The sequence below is a fragment of the Campylobacter sp. CNRCH_2015_0338h genome (assembly GCF_025772785.1).
Lineage (GTDB): Bacteria > Campylobacterota > Campylobacteria > Campylobacterales > Campylobacteraceae > Campylobacter_D.
The window spans coordinates 80,592-94,278 of record NZ_JAKMST010000002.1 but is presented as its reverse complement, the minus strand read 5'-3'; the positions used below and the strand labels follow the sequence as shown (position 1 = coordinate 94,278).

The window sequence follows — 13,687 nt, the reverse complement described above, 5'->3', positions numbered from 1 at the left end:
GGATTGATTTAATAATTATAGTCCCTCAAAAGGATTAGTAACAACTTCTTTTCTATCTACGATATAAGGGATAAGTGCTACATGTCTTGCACGTTTAATAGCAACTTCAACCATTTCTTGGTGTTTTTTGCTAGTACCTGTTAAACGGCGTGGCATGATTTTAAATCTTTCTGATAAAGCATGTTTTAGCAATGCTGTATCTTTATAGTCTATAAAATCAACTTTAGCTTCTGTATATTTGCAATATTTACGTGAATATTTTCTTTTTTCTGCCATGTTTTTTCCTTTAAAATGGTAATTCTGTATCATCATCATATTTATCAATATCAATTTCCTTCATAGGAGCTTCCTTTTGAGGATTTTGATAAGTATTAGATGGGTTTGTTCTAGTTTGTACTTGAGCATAAGGGTCAAAACTTTGTTGTTGGTTAAAATTTTGATTATAGCCATAATTTTGATTGTCAAAATTGTTTTGTTGGTTATTTTGTACAGTTGAACCTAGCATTTCTAAATTCTCAACTTGAATGCTGTGTTTTGATCTATTTTGTCCATTTTGATCGCTCCACTGCTCAAATCTCAAACGACCTTCAATTAAAACTTTACTACCTTTGTTAAGGTATTGATTAGCAATCTCTGCTGTTCTACCAAAAAAGCTAATGTCGATAAAGCAGGTTTCTTCTCTTTTTTCTCCTGTATTTGTACTAAATCTTCTTGTTACAGCTATAGCAGAAGAGCCTATCGCGCTACCTGATGGAGCATAGCGCATCTCTATATCCCTTGTAAGATTACCTACTAAAACGACTTTATTAAACATTAATTAGCCTTCTGTATTTTCACTAGCTTTGATTTCTTTTTTATTTTGTTTGATACCTTTGCTTAGTTTTTCCCAAGCTGCAATTTCTTTTTTATTTTCATATTTTACGATTAAAAATCTAATTACTTCTTCAGTGATTCTTAATACCCTTTCAAGCTCTGCTATTAAATTTGTAGGAGCTTTGAAATAAATCACAAAATAAGTTCCTCTTTCGTATTTTTTAATTTTATACGCAAGTTTTCTTGTTCCCATTGGAACTACGCTTTCAATTTCTGCGCCATTTTTTGTAAGGACTTCTTTTACGAATTCCAACTTAGCACTTACTTCTTCTTCTGTAAGTGTCGGTTTTAATATGAATAAAACTTCATAATGTCTCATTTAATTTCTCCTTATGGATATAAAGCCTAAAATTTTTAGGCAAGGATTTTGCATAAAATGCAAATTTTATTTTACCATAAGTTTTCTTAATTTAACTTTTTAATATGGAGCTAAGTTGTAAAAGTGTTGCGATTAAAAACTCTTTTTTTTCTATTTTAGAATTCTTTTTTAATTCATATTCGCAATTACAAAGTGTTAAAAAGATATGTTTATATTGTGATATTTTGATCACAAGAGCTTGTTTTTGAAGATTTTGTGCCACAGAAATAGGCGGGGCATAGCCTAAAATTTCTTTTAAGTCTAAATTTCCATAAATTTTAACATGTAATGCAATTTTAAAAAGTCTAGAAAAATTTGCATATAAGGCGTTAATCAGTGCTATTTCATTATAATTTTCTAAAATATTTTCAAGTTCATTTCTTAAATCTTGTTTTTGCATTAATTTATCAAAAAAACTTTCAAAGCTAATAGTACTTAAGCTATAACAATGCTCTTGAATAATTTTTTCATCGATATTTAAACCGCTAAATTTATTTAACTCATTAGCTGCTAAATACAAATTCTCATTAAAATTATAAAAAAGAGCATAGAGGGCATTTTGAGTGATGTTAATATTTAATTCTTTGGCTTTTAAAGCTAGTAATTCCATACCTTCTTTGGCTGAATTTACTTTATAAAATCTACAAAAATTATTAGCAAAAATTTTTTCCGCTTCGCTTTGTTTGGAGCTTTCATCATAAATTTCAAGTAAAAAATAATTATCTTGCGAATTTTGACAAAGCTGTAAAAGTTGTTTGAGTTCTTTGCTTGGGATTTTCTTTTGAGTTTTGATTTCTAGCAGTTTTCTCTCGCTAAATAAAGAAGCACTAGATAAATAATCATGGGCTTGCTTAAAATCATATTCTTCAAAATAAAATCTTAAACTCTCATCAAAAGAGTATTTGTCTTTAATAAATTTAGCATAAAGCTCTATTTGGAAATTATCCGCTCCATAAAGTAAGAAATAATTAGGAAAACTATTGCTATTAAGTAAGCTTTGGAGTTGATTTTTATACATTTTGGTTTCTTTCTAAACTAAAATGCTTGGTAATTTTGCCAAAAATTTTAGCACTAACAATATCTACTTCAGTGATTTCTACTTCTACATTTTCTAATAAATTTGCCCTTGAACCTATGATGGTAATCAAAGCTCCTTTAATTTCATCATTTAATTTTACTTGTAATGAACTTTGATTTTCTACCACCAAAGCCTTAAATCTTTTTCCTATATTTTCTTTTGCCCATCTTGCAAATTTTCTATCCATGAAATGCCAAGCAACTTTATCCGCCTCTCTTTCTAGTAAGCTTAATTCCTCACAAGTACTTTGTATATTTAAAAGTAAATAATTAAACATTTTTTCATCATTGTTGATTTTGGCTTTTAAAAGTCTATGTAAAATAAGATCAGAATACCTTCTAATAGGACTTGTAAAATGGGTATATTTATCAAAACCTAAGCCAAAATGTCCCGCATTTTCACTAGAATATTCTGCCTTTTTTTGTGCTTTGATGATGAGCTTATCTACTTCTTCTCTTATATTTAGCTCATTTGCTAAGACTTGAATGTCTTTAAATAATTCTATGACATTATTTTTAGGATTAATATCTATACTAAGCGTTGAAAGATCAACTAGTAATTGATCTATTTTTTTATAATCAGGACTTAAGTGATTTCTAAAAACTCCTATATCAATGAGTTTTGCTGCAGCTTTATTAGCTAAAAGCATACAATCTTCGATTAAATTATGCGAGGCCGTGTCATTTTCAAGGCGTGTTTTTATGAGTTTATTATTTTCATCTAAAGTCATTCTTAGCTCTTGGGTTTTAAACTCACAAGCATTTTTTAATCGTTTTTTGCGTAAATTTTGAGTGATTTTAAAAACTTCATAAAGCCAATTAGTCACACCTAAATCTTCTTGCGTTTGTAAATACTCATCAACTTCATCATAATTAAAACGGCGCTTTGAGTTAATAATAGCCTCGAAAAGCTCTTCTTTAATCACTTCATTGTTTTGATCTAAGCTTATTTTAAAACAAAATGCTAACCTATCTTCATTAGGTTTTAGTGAGCAAATATTTTCACTCAAAGCTCTTGGCAACATAGGTATAGCAATATGAGGAAAATAAATCGAAAAACCCCTTGATCTTGCTTCTTTATCAATGGCGCTATAAGCATGCACATAAGCGCTTACATCAGCTATGGCTACATAAATGGCATGTTCATTTTTATCATAATAAATTGCATCATCAAAATCTTTTGCATCAATTGGATCAATGGTGCAAAAATTTAAATTTCTAAGATCTTTTCTTGATGGATACATACTTGCATCAACTTTATCTCCATAAGCTTTTGCTTCATTTTCACATAAATTATCAAAAATTGCATTTTTATTAAAAAGTGCTAAGGAAATTTTTTCATCCACAAAATCATCATCAATATGCCCTATCACTTCAGTGATATTGTTATCATGATTTTCTATTTTTAAAATAGTTCCTAAAGGCAGAGTTTTTAAGGATTTTTGAGAGGCTTTTAAGGCACATGTAAGTCCTGTTTGAATATTTACTCCAAGAACTGCTTCGCCGTATTTTTTAGTCATAACCAAAGAAGTTTCGTGGGCTCTTTTAAGTATTAAAATAACTTTAGCACTTGGTCGCTTTTTTTTAAGAGGGAGTAATTTTGCCACAACTATATCAGCATAATTTGCTCCTTTTAAATTTTTATTTTCTATGAGCAAATCACGCTTAAAAGCAGGATCAAAACTTTCTAAAAATCCCGTTCCATTAACAGAAATATCAATTTTACCAAAAGTAAAGCCATCTTTTAAATAGTATTTGTTTTTATAAAATTTAATGATATCACAAGTTAATAATTCTCTAATGATTTGCTTATTTTTATTGGTAATTTCATTAGCATTTAGACCATAACTTAGTTGATTAAATAATTCTTTCATAAGACTCTTTATAGTAATTTTTCAAAACTTAAATTTTATCATAAAAGGATTAAATTTATATTTTTTAGTTATAATCTTTGCTTTAATTTTAATTTTAGGAGTGCATAATGGCTGTATCAATTTATTATGATAAAGATTGCGATATTAATTTAATAAAATCAAAAAAAGTAGCTATTATAGGTTTTGGCTCTCAAGGTCATGCTCATGCTATGAATTTAAGAGATAGTGGTGTAGATGTTATCATAGGCTTAAAAGAGGGTGGGCAAAGTTGGGCAAAAGCTCAAAAAGCAAATTTTATAGTAAAAAGTGTAAAAGAAGCTACTAAAGAAGCAGATTTGATTATGATTTTAGCTCCTGATGAAATTCAAAGTGAAATTTTTAATGAGGAAATTAAACCTGAGTTAAAAGCAGGTAAAACTTTAGCATTTGCACATGGATTTAATATCCATTATGGACAAATTGTTGCTCCAAAAGGTATAGATGTGATTATGATAGCTCCTAAAGCTCCAGGTCATACTGTAAGGCATGAATTTAGTATAGGTGGGGGTACTCCTTGTTTAATTGCTATCCACCAAGATGAGAGTAAAAATGCTAAAAATTTAGCTTTAAGTTATGCTAGTGCTATAGGCGGTGGTAGAACAGGTATTATAGAAACAACTTTTAAAGCTGAAACTGAAACAGATTTATTTGGTGAGCAAGCAGTACTTTGTGGAGGACTTAGTGCTTTAATTCAAGCTGGTTTTGAAACCTTAGTTGAAGCAGGATATGAGCCTGAAATGGCGTATTTTGAGTGTTTGCATGAAATGAAATTAATTGTAGATTTGATTTATCAAGGTGGTATTGCTGATATGAGATATTCTGTTTCTAATACAGCTGAATATGGAGATTATATCACAGGGCCTAAGATTATTACCAAAGAAACTAAAGAGGCTATGAAAGGTGTTTTAAAAGACATACAAAATGGAAGTTTTGCTAAAGATTTTATCTTAGAAAGAAGAGCAAATTTTGCAAGAATGCATGCAGAGCGTAAATTAATGAATGATTCTTTGATAGAAAAAACAGGACGCGAACTTCGCGCTATGATGCCTTGGATTAGTGCTAAAAAATTAGTTGATAAAGATAAAAACTAATTTGAAAACTATAAATAAAAAATACAAAGTGCTTTTAGCACTTTGTTTGGTTGTGTTTGGAATTTTTCTTTTTGCATTTGGAGCTTTGTTTTTAAAAAAAGAAGAAAATAAAACCTTAGACTATAATCAAACCATAGTTAAAAAAGAACCATTACCACCTACAAAAGAACAAGAAAATAATTTTAGTTTTAATGATATAAATTTGACTTTAGAAAATGAAAAATTAGAATTTTTAGATAAAAATATTAGTGAAATTTTAAATTTAAACCCTGCAAATACAGAGTTAAATCAAACTAAAGAGGATAATCAAACTTTAATTTTAGAAATAATAGATCAAAATGCAAGCAAAGAATTAATCAATAAAGAGCAAAATATATCAGATAAAAATGAGGATAATAAAACTCAAATCCTAGTGCAAAAAAATACCAAACCTCGTCTAGCAATTATTATAGATGATATGGCAAGTCACACTCATGTAGATATGCTTAAAAAAACAAATTTAAAATTAATCCCATCTTTTTTTCCGCCTGATAAACATCATCCCTATACAGCTGAGTTCACAAAGGATTTTGACTTTTTTATGGTGCATTTGCCCCTTGCTGCTATAAAATATGACAAGGCAGAATTAAATACCTTACACCCTAGTGATGATATGCAAAAAATAAGCAAGCGCGTAGCTTTTGTAAAAGAGCAATTTCCAAAAGTAAAATTTATTAACAACCACACAGGAAGTTTATTTACTGCAAATAAGCAGGCTATGGAAAAATTATTTAGCGCCTTTAAACAAAATGATTTTATTTTTGTAGATTCAAGAACTATAGGAAATTCTAAAGCTAAAAATTTAGTAAGTCATTTTGAACAACCTTATATAGCTAGAGATGTTTTTTTGGACAATGAAGATGATATAGCATATATTAAAAATCAACTCAAACAAGCAGTAGAAGAGGCAAAAAAGAAAGGTTTTGCTATCGCTATTGGTCATCCAAGAGAAAAGACTTTTAAGGCCTTGGTGCAAAGTAAAGAATTGCTAAATTCAGTTGAGCTTGTGTATTTAAATGAAATTTATTGAGAATATTGAAGATTTTAAAAATCTTTTAAATCCGCCTTCAAAGATTTATTATAAAGGTAATTTAGAGCTTTTAAATGCTAGAAAAGTAGCTGTTATAGGTTCTAGAAAAATGAGTGTTTATACTAAAAATTGTCTTGTTGAATTGGTGACTTTGTTAAAAAAAGCTAAGGTTTGTGTGGTAAGTGGCGGGGCTTTGGGGGTTGATATCCAAGCAGCTAAAATAGCTTACCCTCAAACCATAGCTATATTTGCTAATGGGCTTGATGAGATTTATCCAAAAGCAAACACAAATGAAATTTTAAATATTTATGAAAATGCATTAGCCTTAAGTGAAAATGAAGGAAATTACAAGGCAAAACCCTATGATTTTTTATTAAGAAATAGACTTATTATTGCTTTAAGCGAGGTTGTTATAATAGCTCAAGCTGATTTAAAAAGTGGTTCTATGCAAAGTGCAAGACTTGCTTTAGGTATGAATAAACCTATATATGTATTACCTCATAGGAAAAATGAAAGCGAAGGAACAAATTTGCTTTTAGCTACAAAAAAGGCAAATTTAATTCATGATTTTGATGAATTTGCAAAAATGTTTGGAGAGCTTCATTATGAGCAAAGTGAAGATGATTTGTTAAGTTTTTTAAAACATGAAGACGATTTAGAAAAAGTTTTGAAAAAATTTGGCGATAGAGTTTATGAGTATGAACTTGAGGGTTTAGTGGAAATATCTGGAGTGAAAATAAGATCTTGCTTATGAAAACTTTAGCATTAGATATAGGCTTAAAGCGTATTGGTGTTGCTTTGTGTGTTAATAAAAGTATAGCTATGCCACTTGAAGCTATTATTAGAAAAAACCGTAACCAAGCAGCAAATGAGGTAAAAAAGTACATCAAAGAGTATGATATAAATACTTTAGTAGTAGGAATTCCTTTAGGTGGATCTAGTGAAGATGAAATGCGAAAAAGGGTGGAACATTTCATATCTTTACTTGATTTTGACAAAGAAGTTTTTTTTGTCGATGAGAGTTTTAGTTCTAAAAATGCACAAGAACTTGGCATGGTGAATTTAAAGAAAAAAGATGGCAAACTTGATTCTTTAGCTGCGTATTTGTTTTTAAAGGATTTTTATGGCCTTACTTGATTTAAATACAACTTTAGATGAAATTTATACAAAAGAGCAAAAAGAACAAATCCTTCAAAGTTTTAATCAAGAAAAATATATTAATATTTTTAGAAATTCCTTGCTTGTTGATAATGATGAATTAGAAGAAATTTTAAATAATGAAAATATAGAATTTGAAAAAATTGATCTATATTGTTATAAAATTCCATGTATCTTCAAAAGCAAACTAAGCTCAATGAAAGCTTTTAATGAGGGTAAGTTTTATATACAAAATTATTCTTCGTATTTATGCGCTAAAACTTTGGGTGTTAAAGCTGGTGAGAGTGTATTGGATATGTGTGCAGCTCCTGGTGGAAAAAGTCTAAATTTAGCTAATTTTATGCAAAATGAGGGTTATTTAGCAAGTTGTGAATTATCTAAAACACGTTTTTTTACCTTAAAAAAAACTATGGAAAATTATCAAGTTAAAATTGCAAAATGTTTCTTAAAAGACGCACGCATTATAGGCAAGGCTTGTCCTTTGAAATTTGATAAAATTTTACTTGATGCACCTTGCTCAACTTTTGCAAAAATGGGTTTTGAAATCCAAAAAAACACAAAAGAAATTAAGCAAATTGCAAATTTGCAAAAAAAGCTTTTGCATTCAGCATTATTAGCTTTAAAACATGGCGGAGAATTAGTATATAGCACTTGTACATTTTTAAGAGAAGAAAATGAAGCAGTTTTAGAAAATGCATTAAGAAATGAAAATTTTAAATTAGAATTGCTTGATTTTAATTTGATTAATGTTGATTTTATATGTGCAAAGAGTGATGAATTTGATTTATCATTTGCTAAAAGAGTTTTACCAGATGACTATGCAGATGGGTTTTTTATAGCAAAAGTGAAAAAATATTAAAAATTAATAAAATTAAATGTGAAAAATGTTTTTTAGTTTAAAACTTAAAGTGCTATTTTTAGGTGCTTAGAAGGTAAATTCACACTGTGAAACTCTTGTGAATAAAACGATGAAATTTTGAAAACTTAAATTAAAGTAGTAGTAAATAAATGTAATAAAAAATGTATAAAGATAAATAAGCACGAAGCTTATTTATCTCTTAAATTTAATTCGCTAATTAATTTAGAATAAACTTGATAATCTTTTCTTTTTAGATAAGATAAAAGTCTTTTTCTTTGACCAACAAGCTTTAAAAGACCTAAACGAGAAGAAAAATCTTTTTTGTAGATTTTTAAATGTTCTGTTAAATCTGAAATTCTTGCACTTAAAAGTGCGATTTGAACTTCTGGAGAACCCGTGTCTCCTTCTTTTCTAGCAAATTTTGCAACTATTTCTGCTTTTTTAGCCGAATCTAAAGCCATAATAGACCTCCTGAGCGGTATTAAAATAAAAAGTGTAATTATAACTAAAAAACCAAAAAGAATGCTGAAATTTAAAAAATATGAAATTTAATATTTATCGATACTTATTTTTGATATAATAAAAATTTTTATTAATAACCAATAATATATTTTATTTATAACTTGAAAGGAACAAATGTTATTTACCAAAGCTAGCGAATATGCTTTATTATCTTTAATTCATATAGCAAAATCCCAAGAACCACAAGATGTAGATACTATGTCAAATGTCTTAGATATACCTAAAAGTTTTTTAGCAAAAATTTTACAAGCTCTTGCTAAAGATGCACTTTTGAAGTCTTACAAGGGAGCTAAGGGTGGTTTTGCGCTTATTAAGCAGCCAAGTGAATACACTTTAAAAGAAATTATCAATAGCGTAGAGAAAAAATCTATTAATGTTTTTGAATGTAGTAATGGAATTTGTCCTTCTCAAAAAGAGGATAATTGCAAAATTATGCCAGTTTTAGTGAAACTTCAAAATAAAATCGATGATTTTTTAGTTTCTATTACCTTAGAGGATATTATTCAAAATAATGGCTAAAAGAGATATTTTTAGCTTAGTGTTGCCTTGGGTTGCTCCACTTGTTGCGCCTATTTTAAAGGCAAAAAGTTTAACTATAGTAGCCGTAATTATTGCAATTTTAGCAATTATTATAGTGCCTTTACCAAGTATAGTTTTAGACTTTTTTCTTGCTTTAAGTATTGCCATTTCAGTTTTAATTATTTTAATTTCTTTGTATATACCAAAGCCTACGGATTTAACAACTTTTCCAACGTTGATTTTGATCATCACACTTTTTAGGCTTTCACTTAATATTGCTACAACGCGTATGATTTTGAGTGAGGGTCATCAAGGTCCAGCAGCTGTTAGTGATATAGTAGCAAGTTTTGGTGAATTTGTTGTTGGTGGCAATTATGTTATAGGTATGGTTGTTTTTTGTATTTTGGTTTTGATTAATTTTATGGTTGTAACCAAAGGTAGTACAAGGGTTTCTGAGGTTCAAGCAAGATTTACCCTTGATGCAATGCCAGGTAAACAAATGGCTATTGATGCGGATTTAAATGCAGGTTTGATTGATGAAAAAACTGCACGCGCAAGACGCCAAGAAATTATAGCCGAAGCAAATTTTTATGGAGCAATGGATGGTTCTTCTAAATTTATAAAAGGGGACGCTGTTGCTGGGATTATCATCACCATTGTAAATTTAATTGGTGGGTTTATGATAGGTTATTTTCAGCATGATATGGAGCTTGGAGAATGTGCTTCAACTTATACTATATTAACAATAGGTGATGGACTTGTTTCTCAAATTCCTGGGCTTATCACTTCAACAGCAACTGCAATTATCATCACGCGTGCTAGTAAAGATGAGGATAATTTTGCTGAAGGTTCTATTAATCAGCTTTTGGGAGAATACAAAACACTATTAATTGTAGGTTTTGTTTTATTTATTTTTGCTTTAGTACCTGGTTTACCACATTTTTCTTTGGGTTTTATGGCTTTGGTATTTTTGGGTCTTGGTTATATGATAAAACAAGTACAAGAAGGTAAAATTCAAATCAATACAATTTCGGCTAAAAAATCTCAAGAAGCTGATGAGCAAGAGCAAGCTAAACCTCAAAAACGCAGTGAGGAAGAAATTTTAAAAGAAGAAGAAAACAAAATCACAGATATTTTAAAATTAGAAATTTTAGAATTAGAATTAGGCTACGGACTTATTAAATTAGCAGAAAGTGAATTAACAGAGCGTATTAGATCAACAAGACGCAATATAGCTCAAAGTTTAGGCTTTTTGATGCCAAAAATTAGAATTAGAGATAATTTACAATTAAAGCCTAATGAATATACTTTCAAGCTCAAAGGTGTGGGTATAGCTAGTGCTGAAATTTATCCAGATAAATATCTGGCTATGGATAGTGGTTTTATAACTGAACCTATCGAAGGTATAGCTACTAAAGAACCTGCTTTTAATTCTGATGCTTTATGGATTGAATCATCTTTAAAAGATGAGGCAACGCTAAATGGTTATATTGTAATTGATCCAGCAAGTGTGATTTCAACCCATATGAGTGAGCTTATAAAAGCCAATGCTTCAGAACTTTTAACTAAACAAGAGGTTCAAAATTTATTAGATAAAATCAAAAATGATTATCCTATCGTAGTAGATGATTGTTTAAGAGTTGCTAGTATAGGTTTAATCCAAAAAGTTTTAAAAGCTTTACTTAAAGAGCATATTCCTATTAAAGATATGCTTACAATTTTAGAATCAATTAGTGATATAGCTGAAGTAAGTAAGAGTTTGGATATGATTATTGAGCATGTAAGAGCTTCTTTAGCAAGAGCAATTACAAATTTATATGTGGATGAAAAAGGGCAAATTAGCTTTTATATTTTTGATGCAGCTGCGGCTGCAAAATTAATGGAGCATGTGCAGTTTAAAGATGGTTCGTATCATTTAATGATAAATGTAGCTCAAACTGGTGCTTTAGTGGAAGCTTTAAAAGCTGAACTTGCAAGTGTGGCAAATACAAGAATTAAACCTTTCTTGCTTTGTGTTGAGCCACAACTTAGAAAATTTATTGCTGATATTTGTTCTAATTTTGGTATTAATATTACAGTTTTAAGTTTTGCTGAGATTGCAGAAAATACCAAATTTGAAACAGAAGGTATCATAAAAGTTGATAATTTATAAAGGAAAAATATGAAAATTTATCATCTTTCACATACAGATTTAGATGGTTATGCTTGTCAGTATGTGCTAGATTTTTATTTTAAGAATTGTTATTTTTATAATTCTAATTATGGTAAAGAGATTAATGAAAATTTTAATGTGATTTTTAAAAATATAGAGGAAGATTTAAAGCAAAATCCTAATGAAGAATTTGTGATTTTAATCACGGATTTAAATTTAACTTTAAGTCAATGTGAAGATTTTCAAAAAGCTATAGAAGGTAAGAAAATCAAACTTTTACTTTTAGATCATCATCAAAGTGGCTTAGAATGTATGCAAAAATATCCTTGGTATTTTTTAGATGATAAAAGATGTGCTACTAAGATTGTTTATGATTTTTTTAGTAAATGTTATGGCGAAAATAAGGCTTTGTCAGAATTTGTAGATGTGGTAAATGCAGTAGATATTTGGTTGAGTGAAGATGAGAATTTTGAACTTGGAAAAGTACTGCTTGGTATGGTTTCTGGAGCAAAAGAAATCAATAGAGTAATGTTTGCACAAGAAAATATCAAATATCTTTTTTATCTTTTTGATGTTTGTAGAAAATACATTCATCAAAAAAATGCTCATATTAATTTAGATGATGATTTGCATGGCTTAAAAAAATCTTTTTTCAAAAAAGAAAATGATGACACCTTAAGCAATTTAATTTCCAAATTTGTGGTAGAAAGACTAAGTGTAAATAAAGAAAAATTTAGTGTATTTTATAAAGGAAGTAAAGGTTTATTAACTTCAAATATAGGTAATACTTCTGTAATTGGAAATGATTTTTTAATGCAAAATCCTGATTTTGATTTTTTCGTTGATCTTAGTTCAAGAAAAACCTTAAGTTTTAGAGCAAATAATAAAATCGATGTGAGTTTGATGGCTAAAAGTTTGGTCAATGGAGGAGGGCATAAAAATGCTAGTGGTGGATTGTTCGCTGCGTATAAAGATAGCTCTAACTATGATTTTATAAAAGCACAATTTGTGGATTTAATTAAAAGCAAAGAATTAAAGGAAAACAATGAAAACAAATCATGATTTTAAAGAAGAAATAGAAAATTTACAATATGAATTAAGCATAGTTTTAGAAGCAATGCTCTTATTTGCTGGGGTAAAAAGAGCAAAATTAGAAAAAGCAATTGGACTTTATATTGATTGTATTGATGAGGTTTGTCAAAATACTCAAAAAGAAGGAGTTGATGAGATCTTAGAAGTAGTAGAGTACTTAAAAAATCACCATAAAGATTTATTTGAATGAAAATTTTATTATTGTTTTTTGCGGGAATTTTTTCTTATGCAAATATCTATGAAGATTTAAGTGATTTTGCTTACAATAAACAAAACACGCTAAATTTAAGCTCAAGTCAAGCTTTATTTTTAGAATACAAACAAAACAAACAAGCTTGTGTGGATATAGTACTTGCTAAAGATAAGGTTTTTGTGGTTAAAATTTATCCATTATGTGAAAATTTAAACGAAAAAAGTCTAAATGAGTACTTAAATACGCAATTTATAAGCTTATACACTAAAGATTTATCAAAACTAAGAAAAGAAATTGCTGATATTAAAAACATAATGCGTGATTTTATGATTTATTATACCTTACATCAATCTTTTGCAAATGAAATTAAAAAAATGAGTAAAAATTATAAATTACAAGCGTATGAACTAGATGAGAAAAAAGGTGGAAAAATTCTTTACAAGGTTAATAATCAAGCTTGTGTAGTTTTTGATTTATATTTAGATGAAAATTTGCAAGCTAGTATGCAAATAAGCGGAATGGAAAATTTAGATAAAACTTGTATGGAGTTAATCTCATCTCCTGATTTTAAAGACTTATCTTTCACAAAAGAGGGTATGAAAAAATATAAATTAAAAAACTAATCTAAAAAATCTTAAATAATATAATTTTAAAATTCTACCTAAAGCCATTTTTTTTCTTTCTATATTAGAAAACACATAAGCTTCTAGATCTTGCTTTTCTCTTAAAGTAAGATTTTTCATTATTATAAACCTTTTAAAAAATATTGCTAGATGCAATTATATTATCTTTTCTTTTAAAAAAACTGAAA

The 13,687-nt window shown here is 28.6% G+C and carries 17 protein-coding genes; 10 read left to right on the top strand and 7 right to left on the bottom strand.

The genetic code is table 11. The features are described 5' to 3' along the window. Positions 1–15: 15 nt before the first annotated feature. The 5 genes from rpsR to L8X30_RS01780 all read right to left on the bottom strand — a co-directional run bounded on the left by rpsR (position 16) and on the right by L8X30_RS01780 (position 4,182). On the bottom strand, positions 16–276 hold the full coding sequence (rpsR, locus tag L8X30_RS01800) for a 30S ribosomal protein S18 (protein WP_039618521.1): 261 nt from the start codon (positions 274–276) through the stop codon (positions 16–18). Positions 277–286: 10 nt separating this feature from the next. Next, on the bottom strand, positions 287–814 hold the full coding sequence (locus L8X30_RS01795) for a single-stranded DNA-binding protein (protein ID WP_263663174.1): 528 nt from the start codon (positions 812–814) through the stop codon (positions 287–289). A 3-nt stretch (positions 815–817) separates the two neighbouring features. Beyond that, positions 818–1,192, bottom strand: a complete 375-nt coding sequence (rpsF, locus tag L8X30_RS01790) for a 30S ribosomal protein S6 (protein ID WP_263663175.1) — start codon at positions 1,190–1,192, stop codon at positions 818–820. Positions 1,193–1,283: 91 nt separating this feature from the next. Further along, on the bottom strand, positions 1,284–2,249 hold the full coding sequence (gene holA, locus L8X30_RS01785; protein WP_263678701.1) for a DNA polymerase III subunit delta: 966 nt from the start codon (positions 2,247–2,249) through the stop codon (positions 1,284–1,286). Continuing rightward, positions 2,242–4,182, bottom strand: a complete 1,941-nt coding sequence (locus tag L8X30_RS01780; RefSeq protein ID WP_263678699.1) for a VacB/RNase II family 3'-5' exoribonuclease — start codon at positions 4,180–4,182, stop codon at positions 2,242–2,244. The genes holA and L8X30_RS01780 overlap by 8 nt, the downstream gene beginning before the upstream one ends. Before the next feature lie 107 nt (positions 4,183–4,289). Between L8X30_RS01780 and ilvC the strand changes: the two genes are divergently transcribed. Genes ilvC through L8X30_RS01755 form a run of 5 tightly spaced genes read left to right on the top strand, consistent with a single transcriptional unit; the run spans position 4,290 to position 8,398 of the window. Continuing rightward, positions 4,290–5,312 carry a ketol-acid reductoisomerase gene (gene ilvC, locus L8X30_RS01775; protein ID WP_263678698.1) on the top strand — a complete coding sequence of 341 codons (1,023 nt, stop codon included), beginning with the start codon at positions 4,290–4,292 and terminating at the stop codon, positions 5,310–5,312. Position 5,313: 1 nt separating this feature from the next. Further along, a complete protein-coding gene (locus L8X30_RS01770) occupies positions 5,314–6,381 on the top strand; it encodes a divergent polysaccharide deacetylase family protein (RefSeq protein ID WP_263678697.1) in 1,068 nt (355 codons plus the stop codon). After that, entirely contained in the window at positions 6,368–7,135 is a 768-nt protein-coding gene (locus L8X30_RS01765) for a DNA-protecting protein DprA (RefSeq protein WP_263678695.1), read from the top strand. Before L8X30_RS01770 ends, L8X30_RS01765 begins: the two co-directional genes overlap by 14 nt. Then, positions 7,132–7,518: a Holliday junction resolvase RuvX gene (gene ruvX, locus L8X30_RS01760; RefSeq protein WP_263678693.1), complete on the top strand. Its 387-nt coding sequence runs from the start codon at positions 7,132–7,134 to the stop codon at positions 7,516–7,518. The genes L8X30_RS01765 and ruvX overlap by 4 nt, the downstream gene beginning before the upstream one ends. After that, positions 7,505–8,398, top strand: coding sequence for an RsmB/NOP family class I SAM-dependent RNA methyltransferase (locus L8X30_RS01755; protein WP_263678692.1), 894 nt, complete (start codon positions 7,505–7,507; stop codon positions 8,396–8,398). Before ruvX ends, L8X30_RS01755 begins: the two co-directional genes overlap by 14 nt. A gap of 188 nt (positions 8,399–8,586) precedes the next feature. On the opposite strand, the gene rpsO is transcribed toward L8X30_RS01755, so the two are convergent. Further along, positions 8,587–8,859 carry a 30S ribosomal protein S15 gene (gene rpsO, locus L8X30_RS01750; RefSeq protein WP_263678691.1) on the bottom strand — a complete coding sequence of 91 codons (273 nt, stop codon included), beginning with the start codon at positions 8,857–8,859 and terminating at the stop codon, positions 8,587–8,589. Positions 8,860–9,034: 175 nt separating this feature from the next. On the opposite strand from rpsO, the gene L8X30_RS01745 reads away from it, so the two are divergent. The 5 genes from L8X30_RS01745 to L8X30_RS01725 are packed head-to-tail and all read left to right on the top strand — an operon-like array spanning position 9,035 to position 13,499. Next, positions 9,035–9,439 (top strand): Rrf2 family transcriptional regulator, encoded by a 405-nt coding sequence (locus tag L8X30_RS01745; protein WP_263663184.1) that lies wholly within the window; start codon positions 9,035–9,037, stop codon positions 9,437–9,439. Next, positions 9,432–11,591, top strand: coding sequence for a flagellar biosynthesis protein FlhA (flhA, locus tag L8X30_RS01740; protein WP_263678690.1), 2,160 nt, complete (start codon positions 9,432–9,434; stop codon positions 11,589–11,591). Before L8X30_RS01745 ends, flhA begins: the two co-directional genes overlap by 8 nt. A gap of 9 nt (positions 11,592–11,600) precedes the next feature. Continuing rightward, entirely contained in the window at positions 11,601–12,653 is a 1,053-nt protein-coding gene (locus L8X30_RS01735; protein WP_039618500.1) for a DHH family phosphoesterase, read from the top strand. Continuing rightward, positions 12,637–12,873: a hypothetical protein gene (locus L8X30_RS01730; protein WP_039626390.1), complete on the top strand. Its 237-nt coding sequence runs from the start codon at positions 12,637–12,639 to the stop codon at positions 12,871–12,873. The genes L8X30_RS01735 and L8X30_RS01730 overlap by 17 nt, the downstream gene beginning before the upstream one ends. Further along, positions 12,870–13,499, top strand: a complete 630-nt coding sequence (locus tag L8X30_RS01725; protein WP_263678689.1) for a hypothetical protein — start codon at positions 12,870–12,872, stop codon at positions 13,497–13,499. The genes L8X30_RS01730 and L8X30_RS01725 overlap by 4 nt, the downstream gene beginning before the upstream one ends. Here the strand turns inward: L8X30_RS01725 and L8X30_RS01720 are convergent. After that, positions 13,488–13,619 carry a hypothetical protein gene (locus L8X30_RS01720; protein WP_255197728.1) on the bottom strand — a complete coding sequence of 44 codons (132 nt, stop codon included), beginning with the start codon at positions 13,617–13,619 and terminating at the stop codon, positions 13,488–13,490. The genes L8X30_RS01725 and L8X30_RS01720 overlap by 12 nt on opposite strands. Between the last annotated feature and the right edge of the window lie 68 nt (positions 13,620–13,687).